At 49.5% G+C, this 17,814-nt stretch carries 15 protein-coding genes and 1 pseudogene; 8 read left to right on the top strand and 8 right to left on the bottom strand.

The window, feature by feature from the left end; genetic code table 11:
* Nucleotides 1-56 precede the first annotated feature (56 nt).
* A complete protein-coding gene (gene tyrR / locus GZ59_RS12580) occupies nucleotides 57-1,625 on the top strand; it encodes a transcriptional regulator TyrR (protein ID WP_039292161.1) in 1,569 nt (522 codons plus the stop codon).
* Nucleotides 1,626-1,692: 67 nt separating this feature from the next.
* On the opposite strand, the gene tpx is transcribed toward tyrR, so the two are convergent.
* On the bottom strand, nucleotides 1,693-2,196 hold the full coding sequence (tpx, locus tag GZ59_RS12575) for a thiol peroxidase (RefSeq protein ID WP_011093552.1): 504 nt from the start codon (nucleotides 2,194-2,196) through the stop codon (nucleotides 1,693-1,695).
* Between the two features lie 79 nt (nucleotides 2,197-2,275).
* Complete coding sequence (mpaA, locus tag GZ59_RS12570; RefSeq protein ID WP_039292157.1) at nucleotides 2,276-2,995, bottom strand: murein tripeptide amidase MpaA; 720 nt, start codon at nucleotides 2,993-2,995, stop codon at nucleotides 2,276-2,278.
* 165 nt (nucleotides 2,996-3,160) lie between these two features.
* On the opposite strand from mpaA, the gene GZ59_RS12565 reads away from it, so the two are divergent.
* The 3 genes from GZ59_RS12565 (at nucleotide 3,161) to GZ59_RS23745 (ending at nucleotide 6,583) form a co-directional block, all read left to right on the top strand.
* Complete coding sequence (locus tag GZ59_RS12565) at nucleotides 3,161-4,777, top strand: peptide ABC transporter substrate-binding protein (protein ID WP_039292153.1); 1,617 nt, start codon at nucleotides 3,161-3,163, stop codon at nucleotides 4,775-4,777.
* Between the two features lie 139 nt (nucleotides 4,778-4,916).
* On the top strand, nucleotides 4,917-5,900 hold the full coding sequence (gene zntB / locus GZ59_RS12560; RefSeq protein WP_039292150.1) for a zinc transporter ZntB: 984 nt from the start codon (nucleotides 4,917-4,919) through the stop codon (nucleotides 5,898-5,900).
* Nucleotides 5,901-6,409: 509 nt separating this feature from the next.
* Nucleotides 6,410-6,583, top strand: coding sequence for a hypothetical protein (locus GZ59_RS23745; RefSeq protein ID WP_011093556.1), 174 nt, complete (start codon nucleotides 6,410-6,412; stop codon nucleotides 6,581-6,583).
* A gap of 116 nt (nucleotides 6,584-6,699) precedes the next feature.
* Here GZ59_RS23745 and ttcA read toward each other — a convergent pair whose 3' ends face one another.
* Nucleotides 6,700-7,635 (bottom strand): tRNA 2-thiocytidine(32) synthetase TtcA, encoded by a 936-nt coding sequence (ttcA, locus tag GZ59_RS12555; RefSeq protein WP_011093557.1) that lies wholly within the window; start codon nucleotides 7,633-7,635, stop codon nucleotides 6,700-6,702.
* Between the two features lie 68 nt (nucleotides 7,636-7,703).
* Nucleotides 7,704-7,811 (bottom strand): annotated as a pseudogene (locus GZ59_RS23915) (hypothetical protein); the annotation flags it as partial.
* A gap of 41 nt (nucleotides 7,812-7,852) precedes the next feature.
* On the opposite strand from GZ59_RS23915, the gene GZ59_RS12550 reads away from it, so the two are divergent.
* Nucleotides 7,853-8,449 (top strand): colicin E5-related ribonuclease, encoded by a 597-nt coding sequence (locus tag GZ59_RS12550; protein ID WP_011093558.1) that lies wholly within the window; start codon nucleotides 7,853-7,855, stop codon nucleotides 8,447-8,449.
* Nucleotides 8,442-8,771, top strand: a complete 330-nt coding sequence (locus GZ59_RS12545; RefSeq protein ID WP_226302296.1) for a colicin transporter — start codon at nucleotides 8,442-8,444, stop codon at nucleotides 8,769-8,771. Before GZ59_RS12550 ends, GZ59_RS12545 begins: the two co-directional genes overlap by 8 nt.
* Before the next feature lie 356 nt (nucleotides 8,772-9,127).
* On the opposite strand, the gene GZ59_RS12540 is transcribed toward GZ59_RS12545, so the two are convergent.
* Entirely contained in the window at nucleotides 9,128-9,400 is a 273-nt protein-coding gene (locus GZ59_RS12540) for a hypothetical protein (protein ID WP_011093560.1), read from the bottom strand.
* Nucleotides 9,401-9,958: 558 nt separating this feature from the next.
* Between GZ59_RS12540 and GZ59_RS12535 the strand changes: the two genes are divergently transcribed.
* On the top strand, nucleotides 9,959-10,249 hold the full coding sequence (locus GZ59_RS12535; RefSeq protein ID WP_011093561.1) for a putative hemolysin: 291 nt from the start codon (nucleotides 9,959-9,961) through the stop codon (nucleotides 10,247-10,249).
* 32 nt (nucleotides 10,250-10,281) lie between these two features.
* On the opposite strand, the gene GZ59_RS12530 is transcribed toward GZ59_RS12535, so the two are convergent.
* From GZ59_RS12530 to GZ59_RS12520, 3 genes are all read right to left on the bottom strand, one after another.
* Nucleotides 10,282-11,274, bottom strand: coding sequence for a 2-hydroxyacid dehydrogenase (locus GZ59_RS12530; RefSeq protein WP_011093562.1), 993 nt, complete (start codon nucleotides 11,272-11,274; stop codon nucleotides 10,282-10,284).
* A gap of 119 nt (nucleotides 11,275-11,393) precedes the next feature.
* Nucleotides 11,394-12,947, bottom strand: a complete 1,554-nt coding sequence (locus GZ59_RS12525) for a methyl-accepting chemotaxis protein (protein WP_011093563.1) — start codon at nucleotides 12,945-12,947, stop codon at nucleotides 11,394-11,396.
* A 344-nt stretch (nucleotides 12,948-13,291) separates the two neighbouring features.
* A complete protein-coding gene (locus GZ59_RS12520) occupies nucleotides 13,292-14,845 on the bottom strand; it encodes a methyl-accepting chemotaxis protein (protein WP_011093564.1) in 1,554 nt (517 codons plus the stop codon).
* Between the two features lie 373 nt (nucleotides 14,846-15,218).
* Here GZ59_RS12520 and GZ59_RS12515 point away from each other — a divergent pair, with 373 nt between their 5' ends.
* The gene (locus tag GZ59_RS12515; RefSeq protein ID WP_011093565.1) at nucleotides 15,219-17,810 is read left to right on the top strand and encodes a YdbH family protein; all 2,592 of its coding nucleotides are present in this window, start codon (nucleotides 15,219-15,221) and stop codon (nucleotides 17,808-17,810) included.
* Nucleotides 17,811-17,814: the final 4 nt, after the last annotated feature.

The following is a 17,814-nucleotide window of genomic DNA, read 5'->3' as shown; positions in this document are numbered from 1 at the left end:
AAGGGTATTATCAGTAGCAATAGCCATGTCGTGTCTCTTGAAGAAGGTAGCCGTTGATGCATCTGGAAGTTATTTGTGAAGACCGCATTGGTATGGTCCGTGAGCTGTTAGATCTGCTTGCGTCACGCCATATTGATTTACGCGGCATCGAAATTGCGTCTATTGGCCGTATTTACCTCAATTTTGCCACCCTAGATTTTGATGATTTTCGTCCACTGATGACGGAAATCCGCCGTATTGAAAGCGTCAGCGATGTGCGCACCGTGGCGTTTATGCCATCTGAACGTGAGCATCGGGCGTTGAATGCGCTGCTGGAGTCTATGCCTGAGCCCGTGTTCTCGCTGGATATGAAAGGGACACCGGAACTGTTTAATCCGGCCGCGCTGGCGCTGTTTGAACAATCGGCAGAAACCATCAGCGAATTGACGATTGCCACGATGATTCCCAGTTTCAATTTCGCCAACTGGCTTGAGAAGAGTAGCTCTATCGTCGCAGAACGCGTAGTGATTCGTGGTCAAGATTTCTTGCTGGAAATGACACCGGTCCGCCTGGAAGATGATGCTGGTAACGTGGCAACCGCAGGCGCACTAGTGATGTTGAAATCGGCCGCTCGCATGGGCCGACAGTTACAGAATCTTGCCGTGAACGATGAAAATGAATTCGATCATATCGTCGCCGCTAGCCCAAAAATGCGTCAGGTGGTTGAACAGGCACGTAAGTTGGCGATGTTGGACGCGCCGCTGTTGATCGTAGGTGACACGGGGACGGGCAAAGATATGCTGGCGCGTGCCTGCCACCTGCGTGGGCCGCGTGGCAAGAATCCTTTCCTGGCGCTGAACTGCGCAGCATTGCCCGATGACGTAATGGAAAGCGAGCTGTTCGGCCATGCTTCCGGCGCGTATCTCAATGCGCAGGAAGGTAAGAAAGGATTCTTCGAACAGGCTAACGGTGGTTCGGTTCTGCTGGATGAAGTCGGTGAAATGTCGGCACAGATGCAGACTAAATTGTTACGTTTCCTGAATGACGGGACATTCCGCCGTGTGGGCGAAGATCACGAAGTCCATGTGGACGTGCGGGTGATTTGCGCGACTAAGAAAAATCTGCTGGAACTGGTGCAGCGCGGGGAATTCCGCGAGGATCTTTATTATCGTCTCAATGTGCTCACGTTAATGTTACCGCCGCTCCGCGAGCGTCCGGCGGACATTATGCCGCTGGCTGAACTCTTTGTGGCACGTTTTGCCGACGAACAGGGAATTCCTCGCCCCAAGCTGGCAGCAGATGTGGAACATTTCCTGCCGCAGTACGGTTGGCCGGGTAACGTTCGGCAGCTAAGAAATACCATTTATCGCGCGCTGACGCAGTTGCACGGTGGCGAACTGCATATGCAAGACATCGATCTCCCTGCGTTTTCGATTGATGCGCCACAAGATGAAACTCTGCTGGATGGCTCGTTGGATGACATCAACAAACGTTTTGAGCGCTCCGTGCTGACCCGTCTTTATCAATCCTATCCAAGCACACGCAAATTGGCGAAGCGGCTAGGCGTGTCGCACACGGCGATAGCCAACAAACTGCGGGAATATGGACTCAGCCAACGCAAACCGGCGGGGGATGACGAAGAGTAAATAACAAAACGGCTGCTTGCGCAGCCGTTTCTTCACTATCATCAGTATGAATAACTGGCAGTATGGCTTATTTCAAAACAGCCAGTGCAGCGTCATAGTCTGGTTCAGTGGTGATTTCATTCACCAGTTCGCTATGCAGCACGTTGTCATTTTCGTCCAGCACCACGACAGCACGAGCGGTCAGGCCTTTCAGCGCACCATCTGCAATAGCAACGCCGTAGCTTTCTTTGAACTCACCGCCACGCAGGGTAGACAGTACAACCACGTTGTTCAGACCTTCCGCACCGCAAAAACGGGACTGTGCAAACGGCAGATCGGAAGAGATACACAGAACAACGGTGTTATCCAGCTCAGAACCCAACTGGTTAAATTTACGCACGGACGCGGCACAAACACCGGTATCGATGCTTGGGAAAATGTTCAGGATTTTGCGCTTGCCAGCATAGTTGCTGAGTGAAGCATCTGACAGGTCTTTAGCGACCATAGTGAATGCTGGCGCTTTGCTTCCTTTGGCCGGGAATGACCCAGCTACTGGCACAGGATTGCCTTGAAAATGTACGTTCTGTGACATGTTTGCGTCCTTAATTACAGGTGATTAACACGCTGCTCAGTTTAGGGCAACATTAGCAACATTGGTATAAAAATTACGATTAAAATTGCTGGCTTAGCAACGCGACCATGGCGTTCAGATAGCATTCGCTGGCCGCATCTGCCGAGATTGGCGGAAGCTCAGCGGTAATGCAATGGAGCGACCGATCGGCGCACCAGCTTCCGAAAGATCCCGGTGTGTCGTAGCCGATACTCGATACTAAGGGCAGTTCGCATTGCTGCGCCAACCATTGACCCAGTTCGGACCCGTGTGGATCTTCAATACAGGCGAGCGGCTCATGAAAAGAGACAACCCAGTGAGGATTAAGTTTCTCAATCAGCGTGCAAAGGGCTTTTGTTTCTGGCTCTGAGCCTGCGGTTTCACCCGTGGATAGCTCGACATCACGTTCATCTGCGGCGCTATTCCAGCGATATACCGTATTCCCCGGTTGCCAGTTACTGGCTGGAAAATTGCGATTGAGATCGACACCGTTAGCGTTGGCACGCAGGCCCAACTGACAGCCATCGGGATTTACCGCAAGAACAACGTGATGGCGGCGCTGCCCTGAAAAGAGGGTGCGAAGCGCGCAGGATAGCGCCACAACCGCCGCGGTTTCATCACCGTGTGTCCCGGCAATAATCAGCCCGCTTTCTGAAGGCGCTAATTCGGCTGGGAAATAGAGTAGCGGTGCGCCTAGTAGCGATTTTCCATAAGGTTCGCCCAGCGACGGCAAATTACCTCGTTGCTGACGCGCCTGAAGAGGAATTATTGTGTTTTCCATGATATCGCCCTGTGGTTACCTATGCGTTTCATCATAAAAAAATCGCTTCAGAGACGCAAACGGTGATGTGGATTGACAAATTGCAGGCGTATCGCTGGATGATAGCGATGATTTCTGACTATTATATTCTTCAATCAATTCATTACGCTTTCAGGTCAACTCATCATGCACTATGGATATTCTGCATTTTATGCCGCGTTGATGGCGGCGTTGGCGGGCAATGCTGTCGCGGCGCAGGTTCCGGCGGGAACGGTTCTGGCTGAGAAACAGGAAATCGTCCGCCACATTAAAGATGAACCAGCTTCTCTCGATCCGATAAAAGCGGTGGGGCTGCCGGAAGCACAGGTGGCACGTGACCTATTTGAAGGTCTGGTCAATCAGGATGCGAAGGGCAACATCGTCCCGGGTGTGGCGCTGCGCTGGCAGACGACCGATAACCGCACGTTTATCTTTACCCTGCGTGATAATGCTCGCTGGTCTAACGGTGAACCCGTTACGGCAAACGATTTTGTCTATAGCTGGCGTCGCTTGGTCACGCCTGAAAACAGCTCGTCATTCGCCTGGTTTGCCCGGCTCGCGGGGATTCAGAATGCCGAACAGATTCTCGCGGGCAAAATGCCTGTCGATCAACTTGGTGTGTCGGCCGTTAATGATCACACGCTGAAAGTGCAGCTCAGCAAGCCAGTACCTTATTTTGTCAGCCTGACGGCGAATTTCAGCCTGTTTCCAGTCCATCAGGCCACGGTAGAAAAATTCGGGAACGACTGGACGAAGCCGGGAAATCTGGTTGGAAATGGCGCGTTTAAGCTGGATCATCGCGTCGTTAATGAGAAGCTGGTGCTCACGCAGAATCAATATTATTGGGATAACGCCAACACGCGCCTGACAAAGGTGACTTTTGTTCCGATCAATCAGGAATCGAACGCGACAAAACGCTATCTGTCTGGTGATATTGATATCACCGAGTCATTCCCTAAAAATCTGTATCAGAAGCTGCTGAAGGATTTGCCCGGTCAGGTTTATACGCCAGAGCAGCTTGGCACCTATTACTACGCGTTTAACACGCAACGTGCGCCCACCAATGATGTCCGGGTACGAAAAGCACTGTCTTATGCCATCGACCGTAAAGTGATTGCCGAAAAAGTGCTGGGCACGGGGGAAAAGCCGGCTTGGCACTTTACGCCTGATGTCACCGCAGGCTTCAAACCTACGGAAAGCCTGTTGCAGCAATATTCTCAGGATGAGCTGGATGCGCAGGCAAAAGCGCTGATGGCGGCCGCAGGTTATGGCCCAAATAACCCGTTGAAACTCTCGTTGTTGTACAACACGTCGGAAAGCCACCAGAAGATCGCGATTGCCGTGGCTTCCATGTGGAAGAAAACGTTGGGAGTAGACGTACGCTTATCCAATCAAGAATGGCAAACCTACATAGACAGCCGAAATAGCGGTAATTTTGACGTCGTGCGTGCCTCTTGGGTCGGTGACTATAACGAACCCTCGACGTTCCTTTCTCTGATGACATCGCACCACAGCGGGAATATCGCCCGCTTTAAAAGTGCGAATTACGATCGTGTACTAGATGAAGCGGGTAACCAGACTAACCCGCAGGCGTTGAATGCGGACTACAACCGAGCAGAGCAGATATTGATGGATGAAGCGCCGATTGCGCCGATCTATCAATATACCAACGGTCGCTTGATTAAGCCGTGGGTGAAGGGTTATCCGATTACTAACCCTGAAGATGTGGCGTACAGTCATATGCTCTACATTGAAAAGCATTAAGTACCGTATTGATACATCGAATGATGTGGTAATAAAGCCGGAGTGGTCATGATGGATCTTCCGGCTGGTAGAACGCAGAACGGGTAGTAAAAGAACGAATAGGTAAAGAGCTGATAGCAAAAACCGTTGGAGGCAAAACGTGGAATCCTTTGCAGGAAAAGAGTTGCAACACAGCGGTGCGGTTCATGCGTATCAGTTGGATGGAAGGGGGGGCATTACCCCGATTGGCGAGCAAGACGTTGTCAACAGCGAGAAACCCTGCTGGCTACATCTGGATTCTACAGTGCCAGCTAGCGCACGCTGGCTGAATAAAACGCTAGTGGTACCCGATAGCGTACGCACTGCGTTGGCGGGGGAAAGCGTCCGCCCCAGAGTTACGCGTTTGGGCGAAGGTACGCTGATCACGCTGCGCAGCATTAACCTGAATGCCAATGCGCGGCCAGATCAACTCGTGGCCGTTCGGGTGTTCATTACCGACAAGCTGATTATCTCTACTCGACGCCGTAAGATTCTGGCTATCGATGAGATTCTTACCGACCTGAAAGAAGGCAATGGCCCGACGGACAGCGGAAACTGGCTGGTCTCCATTGCGGAAGCCTTGACCGATCATACCAGCGAGTTCATTGATGATTTGCATGAGAAAATCATCGATCTGGAAGACGATTTGCTGGAACAAAAGATTCCGCCGCGCGGCGAGCTGGCGCTGATTCGCAAACAGCTTATCGTGCTACGCCGCTATATGACGCCACAGCGCGATGTATTCTCGCGTATTTCCGGCGAGAAGCTGCCTTGGATGCAGGATGACGACCGACGCAGAATGCAGGAAATTGCCGATCGGTTAGGGCGCGGGTTGGAGGATTTGGATGCCAGTGTTGCTCGCACCACGGTACTTTCGGATGAAATCACCGCCTTGATGACCGAAGCGATGAACCGCCGTACCTATACGATGTCGCTTTTGGCGATGGTTTTTCTGCCAACGACGTTCTTAACCGGTTTATTTGGCGTCAATTTAGGGGGAATTCCCGGCGGCGATGCGCCGTTTGGTTTTTTCACGTTCTGCCTGATGTTGGTGATATTGGTTGGCGGCGTTGCATGGTGGTTAAAGCGCAGTAAATGGCTATAGAAACTCGCGGTGAGTGAGTGCGTAGATAATCACAAACTGTCGCGAACGGCTAAAAAACCACGCGTAAATTGAGCAATATCAACATTTTTTACCTTGTTGTGCGGCACTATCATTCTCGCAGGTGAATGCAACGTCAAGCGATGGGCGTTGCGCTCCATATTGTCTTACTTCCTTTTTTGAATTACTGCATAGCACAATTGATTCACACCACGCCGACAGTTTTGTCGGCTTTTTTTTGTCCCTCGATCCGGTTCCTTCCTTTTCCATCCACCCTTCGGGCCGTCGCAGGCGACGTTGTAAAATGCCTTTGGCATTTTATTATGGTGGGCTAAAGCACCACACCCTTCGGGCCGTCGCAAGCGACGTTGTAAAATGCCTTTGGCATTTTATTCATTAGCTTACTATGCTTAAAGGGAAGCGCTGGTGCTGCTTGACCAGTTGTAACGCATGTCTGTACTGCTTCAGTAGCTGGATTTGCTTTAACATTATCCAACACCGAGGAGGAAAATATGCTCATGCAAGGCGCGACGGATTATCTGCAAGCCGACACGGTTCCCATTGAACCGATTCCTATTGTGCCGAACGACCCGTCACCTTATCCACTCCCCGATCCACCGCCAATTCCTGACCCACCCACAGGGCCGGAACACGAGCCTGTCACTGAACCACCGCAAGATAGATAGCTGTGCTTGGTGGAAAACGGAAATAAAAAACACGGTGGTGAAACAGTAATTTCTGCTTCTTGCCACCGTGTCTCTATTTTTGACGGTAATGTCATTCCCTAATGAGAATGTCGCGCTTATTTTATTTCCAACACATCAAGGCGAGTAATTGGCGATGCGTCGTCATCTTCTTCCGGCTGCCAGCCCGCAGGCTGTAACGGCAGTTCTTCGCGGTCGAAAGCCAGATCGCCACCATCCACCACGTCGCTACCGTGACGAATGTTTTTGAAATCAAACAGCGCATGATCGGCAAGATGAGAAGGAACAACGTTCTGCATAGCGCTGAACATGGTTTCAATACGACCAGGGTGGCGTTTATCCCAATCGCGCAGCATGTCTTTAATCACCTGACGTTGCAGATTGGGCTGTGAGCCGCACAAATTACACGGAATAATCGGATATTGGCGGGCTTCAGCAAAGCGTTCGATATCTTTTTCACGGCAGTAGGCAAGAGGGCGGATGACGATATGTTTACCGTCGTCGCTCATCAGCTTTGGTGGCATACCTTTCAGTTTTCCACCGTAAAACATATTCAGAAACAGCGTTTGCAGAATATCGTCGCGGTGGTGGCCAAGGGCGATTTTTGTTGCGCCGAGCTCTGTCGCGGTACGGTATAAAATCCCACGGCGCAGGCGTGAACACAGCGAGCAGGTCGTTTTTCCTTCCGGGATCTTGTCTTTCACAATCCCGTAGGTATTTTCTTCGACGATCTTGTATTCCACGCCGATGTTATCAAGATATTGCGGCAGAATATGTTCCGGGAATCCCGGCTGTTTCTGATCCAAATTCACTGCGACCAGAGAAAAGTTAATTGGCGCACTTTGTTGCAGATTGCGCAGAATCTCCAGCATGGTGAAGCTATCTTTCCCGCCGGAAAGGCACACCATAATGCGGTCGCCTTCTTCAATCATATTGAAATCAGCGATAGCTTCGCCGACGTTACGGCGCAGGCGCTTTTGCAATTTGTTTAAATTGTATTGTTCTTTTTGGTTAGTTTGTTGATTTTCTGACATTTTTATCTGTGCTCGTTGCAAAAGGCGTTACGGGTGGAAAACGGTTCAGAGCAGACGCCAATATGGTCTGCGTGATCATGGCGTGTATGGTACGGATTACGGCGACGAATGCCAGATCGTTTTACCGCAGCATTCCACAATTGCCCTATGGACGAGAAAGAGTAGCTAATTTTTTTGTTCATATCTCAACGATCTTTTTGCACAGGGATCCGGTGCTTTGTTTACTGACGAAATCATTTGGCATGATGTCATTACAAAATATTCTGTGAACAATCTTTCACAAGATATGCTGAATGATCCTAGCGAAACTATGTTTGTCTTAGGTGACGTATACAAAGAGCAAGCTCTGGAATATTACGGTTATCTCCGCAGTGAATTGCTAAAGAGCAAGGAACTAATTAGCAACGCTGAAAAATCTCTGATTATTGCGTTGGAAAGCAGGGTAAAAGCTGAGCAGGATAAAAAATCGGCGGATCAAAAGCTGAAGGATGAGCAAGAAAAGGATAAAGGTAAAGCTCCTGAGCTGAAGTTGGATGATAAAATCAGGGAGCAGCTTGGAAATCGTGGGTGGACGGAACAAGATGTTCGAGATACCGTTTCAAAAGGAGCAAAAGGCAGCGCCGAAGATAAGTGTAGTCCTAAAAAGACGCCCCCTGATTTTTTAGGTAGAAATGATCCTGCCTCTGTTTATGGCGAATTTGGGAAATATATCGTAGTTAATGATCGGACAGGGGAAGTCGTTCAGTTCAGTGATAAAAGTGATCCCGAATGGGTTGATGATTCACGTATTAATTGGGGAGATAAAAATGAATAAAAATAAGCGAGATTTTTTTAGCGAAGGTGAATTTTTCTTTGAACTTGGTGGTAATGCTGTAATGAAATTATCACCAAAGGCAGCTATTGAAGTATGCCAGGAAGCGACTAAACGCAATCTACCAATCGGAATGATCGAAGGTGGTCACTGGTTGAATCCAGGATTCCAACCTGATGGGAACACTCGGTGGGATGGTTTCGATAAGTTGACTGATAAAAGTGAAATAAAAAAGAGCAATGATAATGCTATCGAAAATATCAACGATGATTCCTCTAAAGGATATAATGCCTTTATAATCACTATCGTAGGTTTTTCTAATTAATCAGAGTATTACTAGTTTTAGTTCTTTGAACTTGAGTTAAGGGATAATCCGCGCTAAATTCGCGAAAAATACCGGAGTATGCCTTAAAAAGTTGCTCCGGTTTTTATACCACAAAATCATTATGGGGTCAGTTCATTCCTGTTGGGGAGTCGGCGGGTATTGGACCGATTTTTGATTGCAGTGGCCTCGCACCCCCGGAAATTTATTAGGTAGCAATAGCGATACACTTTCATTGCTGGGTGGAGGTTCAGGTAAAATAGGAGGCGGTTCTGGCAAGTTGGGAATATACAGTAAAACGGTACTACGGCTAGTAAGATAAATAAACTAGCCGTAGTGATATTTATTTTATGAACTATTTATTGCGGCAGAACTTCTTCAATTTTAGTAATGTGCGCCTCGCTGCTTAGCGGTTTGTAAACATGGATTTTGACAATTCTCAGCGGTGCCTCTGGAGACGTTACCGTGCCTTTCGTCAGAAAAGAATAGTTTGTGCCTGATACCACCTGTGTTGCGACAAATAAAGGAGAGTAGGTCACGCCCAACAGATGTACAGTAGATTTAAAAAGCGCTTTATCTGTATCATTCAAATCACGGAAAGCAATCCATCCACTAAGAAGTTGATTTGACATTATGTCACCTTATTTAATTTTATTGTTAATATTGTTGCTGTGATGCTCTATTAGTCTTTCTGAGAGCATTGAAATGACACTATTCGATGTGATTTTATTTACCAATGATAATTAATTCCTTTCTTTATGTAAAAAGTTAATATTTGCGATATCAAAAAAATAACTGAAACTTGGTATTTAAATGAAGAAATCAATGAAGTGTTAATAATTTAAATGATTTATCAGCTAATTATTATGTTTAAATTAAATGATGGTTATGGTTTTATTTAATAAGAAGTCGACAAGCTATCTTTGCTATTACCTATATTAAATATAAGTATGTGAAAGATTGCTTAGCGTGAAAAAACACGGTGTTTGGTACATCGCTTTGACTTCCGAGTGATGATTTTTTCGTCTCCTCTGGTGCGGGGTTTAGGGGGATAATGCCTTTTGCTTCACGATCGCGGTTGCCGACGTGAGATGTGGTGGATATAGTCTTTATCTGAAAAGTCTATTCGTCAGATTTTGGTGCCCAATGTGGCGTCAGAATCTGTGGTCCATCCGATACGAGGCCAAAACATGAAATTTTTGCCATGGCTATGTACTGCTGCTGCGCTCCTGCTGGCGGGATGCAGTAATCATAGTGAGAACGCTGCGGTTGCCCAACAAGATGCTATGCAAAATGATGATAGGAGTACCGCGGTGTTGCTGAAAAGCAGTTCTCCGGTTGACGTCAACTGTACATTGATTGGCGGGACGATGGCGAGTGCCAGACAACTGGATGGTATGAACGTGGGAGCCTGTCAGTTAGCAAATGGTAAGCGCTGTAGCGAACAATCGGTGATGAATGGAAGCTGTCCTGCGGGGTGAATGTGCGGCAGTCTGTACTGCCGCAGAAAACCTTAAGGCGTAACCAGATTGGCGCAGGGCACGTTCTGGCTGATGTCTTTCAGGTTCTGTAGCGTGGTTTGGGAAATACTGATCAACGCTTCTTCGGTCAGGAAAGCCTGATGTCCGGTAAACAGTACGTTGTGGCACGCCGATAGACGGCGGAAAATATCGTCCTGGATTACATCGTTAGATTTATCGGCGAAGAAGAGATCGCGCTCGTTTTCATAAACGTCCATACCCAACGCGCCAATTTTCTGCTGCTTCAATGCATCGATAGCGGCCTGCGAATCGATCAGTCCGCCACGGCTGGTATTGACGATCATGACGCCATTTTTCATTTGTGCAAAGGCCGCCTGATTCAGCAGATGATGATTCTCTGGCGTCAGCGGACAATGCAGAGAAATAACGTCCGCATTGGCGTACAGCGTTTTGAGATCGACATATTCCGCCCCTAACTCTAACGCCTGCGGGTTCGGGTAAGGATCGAATGCCAGCAGGCGCATGCCAAAGCCTTTCAGGATGCGCATGGTGGCGATGCCGATTTTGCCAGTACCGATAATGCCCGCCGTCCGGTTGTGCATATTGAACCCAATCAGCCCTTCCAGAGAGAAGTTCGCGTCGCGGGTACGTTGATAGGCGCGGTGAATACGGCGGTTGAGCGTCAGCATCAGGCCGACTGCATGCTCAGCGACGGCCTCGGGGGAATACGCGGGAACGCGTACCACGCTGATACCCAGCTCCTTGGCGGCTTCCAAATCGACATTGTTAAAGCCTGCGCAGCGTAGCGCCAGTGTTTTAATGCCCAACCCCGCCAGTTCGGTCAACACGTCGCGGCTGCCATCATCATTCACGAAGATGCAGACGGCCTGACAGCCCGCGGCTGTTTTCGCTGTGCGCGAGGTCAGCATGAAATCAAAAAACTCCAGTTCATAGCCAAACTGCTGATTGACCTGTTCCAGATATTTACGGTCATACTGCTTAGTGCTGTAAATTGCCAGTTTCATTGATAGTTTCTCCGAAAAATCCTCAGATTAAGCTATCAGAAAATTGGGCGGTGACAAACCGTTACCTTACTGACAGTAACGGTTTGAAAATAAGAGGTGATAACTGCATAAGAACGGATTTAGCGAGGGATGCTGAAGACCGATACGGCTTCGGACATGGTAGATATCTGCTGTTCCAGGCTGTTGATGGCAGAACTGGAATGTGTCGCTAAGATGGTGTTCTGGCGCGTCAATTCATCAATGTTGTTCACTGCGGAATTAATCTGCCCCAGCCCTTGTGATTGCTCTTGTGTCGCCAAGCTGATCTGATTCACAAGCTGCGTAACCTGCTGCACCTGCGTTAAAATATTTTGCATTGACTGGCTGGTATGGTTGACCAATTTGTCGCTGGTGTGAATATTCGCAATCGTGGTGTCGATAATCTCCGCGATGTCTTTTGCGGCAGCAGCGCTACGCTGTGCCAGAATACGAACTTCCCCCGCAACCACGGCGAAACTCTTTCCTTGTTCTCCAGCATGAGCCGCTTCTACTGCCGCATTAAGCGCCAGAATATTGGTCTGGAACGCCAGATTATCCAGCACGCTGATGATGTCGGTGATCTCTTTGCTGGAACGCGTCATGGTCGCCATCGTCTCTGTTACTTGGTTGACCGCTTTCTCGCCAGCGTCGGCAGCCTGATTGGCATCATTTGCACATCGTGTCGCCAACTGTGTGGCAGACGCATTACTTTGAATCGTTGCCGTTAACTCTTCCATTGATGACGCAGTAGATTGCAAACTTTGTGCGGTATCTTCACAGCGCTGGCTGAGCGTGTAATTCCCAGAAGCAATCTCGCCGCAGGCGTGGCGTAGCTCGGCCAGCTTGCCGTTGACATCATCGACAAACGTACGGAAATTCATACCGGATTGATTGACGGCGCGTAATAACATGCCCACTTCATCCACCCGATTAAGTTGAAACGAGTTATCCGCCTGCCCGGATGCAGAATTAATGGCTTGGCGGAGAATTTTTTCCAGCGGTTTTGCCAAGTGCTGAACTAATAATTCACTGGTTATTGTCGCGCCAGCGAGTAGCGCCAAAACAAAAACGAATAACGGTGTGGTGAGTGGAAGGGTTGCGAGTAAGAAAAGAAGCGCGAATAACATGAAAAGGAAAACATAGCTTCTAATCCGCCAACGTACCGGAATGACATTAAATAAGCTAAGGAACTTGAGCGGCCCTTTATAAATCAGCAATCCTTGATACAGTCGGCGGTTTTTTAATTTATTCTCATTCATTTGATGATAAAGCGCTTCAGCTTGTCGAATCTCTTCCTGAGAAACGCGCGTTCGCACCGACATATATCCTGTTATTTTCCCTTCCTTCATCAGCGGCGTCGTACTGGCCTTCACCCAATAGTAATCGCCACTCTTACGGCGGTTCTTGACGACCGCCGTCCAGATTTTACCTGCCTTCAGCGTTGCCCACATGTCGGCAAACGCCAGCGGGGGCATATCTGGGTGACGTACGATATTGTGAGGTTGGTGGAGGATTTCCTCAAAGTCGTAACCACTGGCATCAATAAAATCGTCATTTGCATAAGTGATATGACTATCGGTGGTCGTAACCGACATTAGCTTGGCTTTTTCATCTAATAAATACTGAATATCGCTGACAGGAAAATTCTTACGCATTTATTGATCCTTTTAGTATAAGCAAGCGTAAATATGATGTTTTTAGATCCATTAGCTAACTGAAAAACGATTAACGCTATCTAATTAACGGCAATGTCTAAGAAATAATTAGCTCAGGGATTTATATATTCTCATTAGTTTCTTACGTTATTTTCCCTTTCGGAAAGTAGTTGTCCGACCTGACTGGCTGCAAACGCGCATGCTGATGACCAAAAGCATTCATTTGCTAAGTATATTATGCCTTTGCAAATTTGCACTGTGGGCAACACATGTTGAAGAACGACGGGAGATGATGAGAGGGAAGGCGACGAGCGCCCTGATGTAAGCGCCCGTTAAAGATGAGATTAGCGGGAAAGGCTGAAGACCGAGGCAGCCTGTACCATACTCGATATCTGCTGTTGCAGGTGATCGGTGGCTGAATGTGACTGACTGGCCAATGCGGTATTCTGATGTGTGAGTTCATCAATGCGATTTACCGCCTCATTAATTTGCTCCAGCCCTAAAGATTGTTCCTGCGTTGCGAGGCTGATCTCATTCATCAAATTAGTGACGTGCTGAACCTGAAGCAGAATATTGCTCATGGATTTGTGTGTATGCGAGACCTGCTGTTCGCCGGTACGGATACTATTCAGCGTTTCGTCAATAATGGTCGAAATATCGCTGGAGGAGGAGGCACTGCGCTGCGCTAACGAACGAACTTCACTCGCGACCACCGCAAAACTCTTCCCCTGTTCTCCGGCATGCGCAGCTTCGACGGCGGCGTTCACGGCGAGAATATTAGTCTGAAACGCGAGATTATCCATCACGCTGACGATATCCGTAATGCGTTCGCTGGAGCGTGTGATCGTCTCCATCGTATCGGAGACCTGGCTGACGGCCTGTTCGCCAGAGTTCACCGCCTGATTCACATCCTGCGTGTATATAGAGGCTTGAAGCGAGGCTTCCGCATTACTTTTTATTGTTGCAGTGAGCTGTTCCACGGACGCGGCAGTCTGTTGCAGGCTTTTTTCCGTCTCCTCGCAGCACTGTGCCAGCGTATGGTTGCCTTGCGCGATTTCATTACAGGCGTTTTTCAGCTCGCTCAGATTGGTGTTCACATCGTCCACGAAAGTGCGGAAGTTCATACCGGACTGGTTTACTGCCCGCATTAACATGCCAATTTCATCCACGCGATTAAGCTGCGTTAGATTGTCTGCCTGTCCGGCAGCGGAACGCATGGCCTGAGCCAATATTTGCTCGATGGGGCGGGCGACATGGTGCACCAGAAGCTCTCCACTGACAAAACAGCAGGCGATAAGCAGCGGAAAAAGCACAGAAGCCAATGCCGTTCCCGCCAGTAGGGAATAGGCGGCGATTAATGGAATCAGGCTAAAGAGCAGAAAATAGCTGCGGATGCGCCAGCGTAGCGGCATGGTTTTAAAAAGGCTCAGGATACGCAATGGTCCAGTATAAATAAGTAGACCGTGATGGAACGTGCGGTGTTTCAGTTTACCTTCGTTCGCACTGGCATAGAGCGTCTCGGCTTGGCGAATTTCGTCGGGCGACGCGGCGGTTCGCACAGACATATAACCGGTAATCTCACCGCCTTTTCTCAACGGCGTGGTGCTGGATTTTACCCAATAATGATCGCCATTTTTGCACCGATTTTTTACAATTCCCGTCCAGATATTCCCTGCACGCAGCGTTTTCCACATATCTGCGAAGGCGGCTGGTGGCATATCCGGGTGTCGGATAAGATTATGGGGCTGCCCCATCAGCTCATCGGTGGTGTAGCCGCTGACATCAATAAAATCTTTGTTTGCATAAGTAATGTGGCTTTCTGGCGTGGTGACCGACATGAGTCTGGTTTTTTCAGAAAGCGGGAGTTGATGGTCGGTGACTGGGGTGTTATTACGCATAAAGCAGTCCTTGATATGCTGTGTCCGATTACTGATTTAACATGAGGCATACCCACGAAAATGAATCAGCGGATAGCGGTAATGGTTCAGGTTGCTCATTGCTTTTTTTTAAGGCGATTCGGACAGAAGGAGATAATCCTGATATCCACCCAGAAACGCTTTGTTCATGATGAGATAACGAGATTCATTACAAAATATAACCTCAATTAAACATTTTACCACGAAAGGGTAATGAGCCTGTACGCACAATAGGGCTAAATGTGAGTTGGGTAGGGTTATTTGTTAATAAAAAGAGCTATTTGTGAATGAACAATCAACGGGTAAATTCAGGACGGATTTTTACGGACATTGAACATATGCTTAACATTCTCTAATGATTAAAAAACAGGCACTTCCAATCGCTTTTCTGTTGGCAGCCTTGCTGTTTCTCTCCTGGCGGGCATTGCCACAGTGGCTGCCGCGCCTTGCCGAAATCTGGCTACCTGCGGGCCTGTCGTTGACCGTAAATGGGTCGCCTGGCTGGCAGGGCGGCGGGCTACATAGCGCGGGATTCAGTATTACGGCTGGGGAATGCACGCTATTTGACGTACGGAATATGACGTTGCGCTGGCATAGCTGGCGATGGCATGCCGATATTGATGCTGTGACGTTAAACAGCGACTGCTTGCAGCATGTGCCAGCAGGTAACAGCACTGAACCTGCGGTGCAGCTATCGCAATGGCAGCGGCGACTGCCTGCTGCCACTATTCAGGTAAAGACATTTACGCTACAGCCTTGGCAGGATTATGCCGGACAGGTGAGGTTCAGTAGCGATGGCAAACAACAACAAACACTCGATTATCAGGGCGATCAGTTAGCGTTTAGGGCAGAGCTAAATGATACACGCCTGACTCTGCATGAAAGCACGCTTGCCACGCCAGCAGGATTTGTGCGTTTACAAGTCAGTGGTGAGATGGAGTTGGCCGATACACTGGATGCCGCACCGGTGCGGGGGCGGCTTACCGGCAAGCTGGATTCAGGGCAGACGCCGGATCCGCTCTCGCTCCTGTTGGATTGGCATAAGCAGCAAGGCGAACTGGTACTGAATGCGGCGAATGATGAGACGCCGCTGATATCGCTGCCGTGGCAACTGACGGATGACGTTATTCAGGTCATTAACGGCGTCTGGCGCTGGCCTTATGCGGATCAGCCACTCTCAGGGCAAGTAGCCATGACATTACAGCACTGGCGGCAAGGGCTGGATGCCACCACGATTAATGCGCGGTTGAATATGCTGACGCAAGGACATAACGGCAAGGCTAACGCCGTGTTGGTGCTGGGGCCGGGCAATATCGGTTTGCTCAACAGTGAATTGCGCTTTCAGCTTACCGGACAGGCTAACTTACCGGCGCTCTCCCTGACGGCGACGCTACCGGGGATTTTGCAGGGTTCTATTCTCAACCCCGAACTCTCTCTTTTACCGGGCGCGCTGCTACGTGCCTGGGGAACGCCCGCACCACAGATTTATCTTGAAGAAGCGCGTTGGCCGCTGGCTGGCGTTAGGATCAGTGCGACGGGCGTGAATGGGCGGCTACAGGCGATTGTGAAGGCACGGGAAGCATACTGGGGACGCTTTAACCTGCACCTTGACGGTCAGGCGCAGGATTTCTGGCCGGACCAAGGTGAGTGGCAATGGCGCTATTGGGGCAGTGGTCGCCTGCCGCCGCTGAAAGGACAGTGGGACGTAGCGGGTCGAGGTCGTTGGCAGGATACGCTGATTGAAGTGAGCCAACTGTCGAGTGGGCTGGACCAACTGGGTTATGGCATTGTGACGGTACACCAGCCTCGCCTGACGATTACTGAGCCGATCCGTTGGCAGCGCGCCCGCTCAGGCGAACATTTTCAAGGGGCGTTGCAACTGGCCTCCGAGCGAGCGCACTTCAGCAACGGTGGCTATTTACCGCCTTCATTGTTAACGCTGGAAATGCAGGGGCGCAGCCCAAATGATTTCCAGCTACAGGGGCAGCTACAGGCTGAAGATATTGGGCCCGTTAGGCTGCGCGGACGCTGGGATGGTGAGCGACTGCGCGGTGGCGCATGGTGGCCAATACAGCCGCTTAAGGTGTTTCAGCCTCTGCTTTCCCCGTTGTTGAAAATGAATATCCGCACCGGACAGTTTTACGCACAGGCGGCCTTTTCCGCTGCACGTAAAGAAGGGTTCAGCGCTGGCGGACATTGGGTGGTGAAAAATGGTGGGCTATGGCTACAGGATGGCGAAGTTAGCGGGGTAAATTTTGTTCTCCCTTATCGCCTGAAAGATCAACGTTGGCAACTGGGCGTCAAGCAGCCCGTCACGCTGCGAATCGATGTATTGGATAACCTGTTTAGGATGAACAATATCCGCGTCGATCTACAAGGGTTTTATCCGTACAGTGAGCGACGACCGCTGATTATGTCTCAGGCTGATATGGACGTATTGAATGGGCATGTCGGCCTGTCCACGTTGCGCTGGCCGCAGCGTGAGCCGGCACTTCTCACCGTTAAGAGTGTCGATCTCAGCGAACTGATCACTGTGGTAAAGCAAAAGCAGTTTGCGCTGTCCGGGCGTGTGAGTGGTACGCTTCCGCTGAATTTTAATCATCCGACCACGCTGATTGAAGGTGGACGAATTACCAACGATGGTTTCCTGACGCTACGATTGGATAACCAACTGGCAGACGAGTTAGCGAGTAAAAGTTTGGCGGGCGGTGCGGCGATTGGTTGGTTGCGCTATCTGGAGATCGGGCGTTCTTATGCCACGCTTGACCTGAATAACCAAGGTGAGCTGACATTAACGTCGCGGGTGCAGGGGAAAAATCCGCAGCTCAGCGCGAAACGACAGGTTATTCTTAACTATCGCCATCAGGAGAATATCTTCCAACTATGGCGCAGTTTGCGCTTTGGCGATAACTTGCGGGATACGCTGGAACAGCAGGCGAATGAATAAACTC

The organism is Pectobacterium atrosepticum, from assembly GCF_000740965.1.
GTDB lineage: Bacteria > Pseudomonadota > Gammaproteobacteria > Enterobacterales > Enterobacteriaceae > Pectobacterium > Pectobacterium atrosepticum.
The sequence above is the reverse complement of the archived record's forward strand: the minus strand, read 5'-3'. Positions and strand labels throughout refer to the sequence as shown.

Bases quoted from the DNA above. Each gene is read 5' to 3' on its own strand.
- tyrR (WP_039292161.1), top strand. From the start codon at position 57: ATGCATCTGGAAGTTATTTGTGAAGACCGCATTGGTATGGTCCGTGAG.
- tpx (WP_011093552.1), bottom strand. From the start codon at position 2,196: ATGTCACAGAACGTACATTTTCAAGGCAATCCTGTGCCAGTAGCTGGG.
- mpaA (WP_039292157.1), bottom strand. From the start codon at position 2,995: ATGGAAAACACAATAATTCCTCTTCAGGCGCGTCAGCAACGAGGTAAT.
- GZ59_RS12565 (WP_039292153.1), top strand. From the start codon at position 3,161: ATGCACTATGGATATTCTGCATTTTATGCCGCGTTGATGGCGGCGTTG.
- GZ59_RS23745 (WP_011093556.1), top strand. From the start codon at position 6,410: ATGCTCATGCAAGGCGCGACGGATTATCTGCAAGCCGACACGGTTCCC.
- ttcA (WP_011093557.1), bottom strand. From the start codon at position 7,635: ATGTCAGAAAATCAACAAACTAACCAAAAAGAACAATACAATTTAAAC.
- GZ59_RS12545 (WP_226302296.1), top strand. From the start codon at position 8,442: ATGAATAAAAATAAGCGAGATTTTTTTAGCGAAGGTGAATTTTTCTTT.
- GZ59_RS12540 (WP_011093560.1), bottom strand. From the start codon at position 9,400: ATGTCAAATCAACTTCTTAGTGGATGGATTGCTTTCCGTGATTTGAAT.
- GZ59_RS12535 (WP_011093561.1), top strand. From the start codon at position 9,959: ATGAAATTTTTGCCATGGCTATGTACTGCTGCTGCGCTCCTGCTGGCG.
- GZ59_RS12530 (WP_011093562.1), bottom strand. From the start codon at position 11,274: ATGAAACTGGCAATTTACAGCACTAAGCAGTATGACCGTAAATATCTG.
- GZ59_RS12525 (WP_011093563.1), bottom strand. From the start codon at position 12,947: ATGCGTAAGAATTTTCCTGTCAGCGATATTCAGTATTTATTAGATGAA.
- GZ59_RS12520 (WP_011093564.1), bottom strand. From the start codon at position 14,845: ATGCGTAATAACACCCCAGTCACCGACCATCAACTCCCGCTTTCTGAA.
- GZ59_RS12515 (WP_011093565.1), top strand. From the start codon at position 15,219: ATGATTAAAAAACAGGCACTTCCAATCGCTTTTCTGTTGGCAGCCTTG.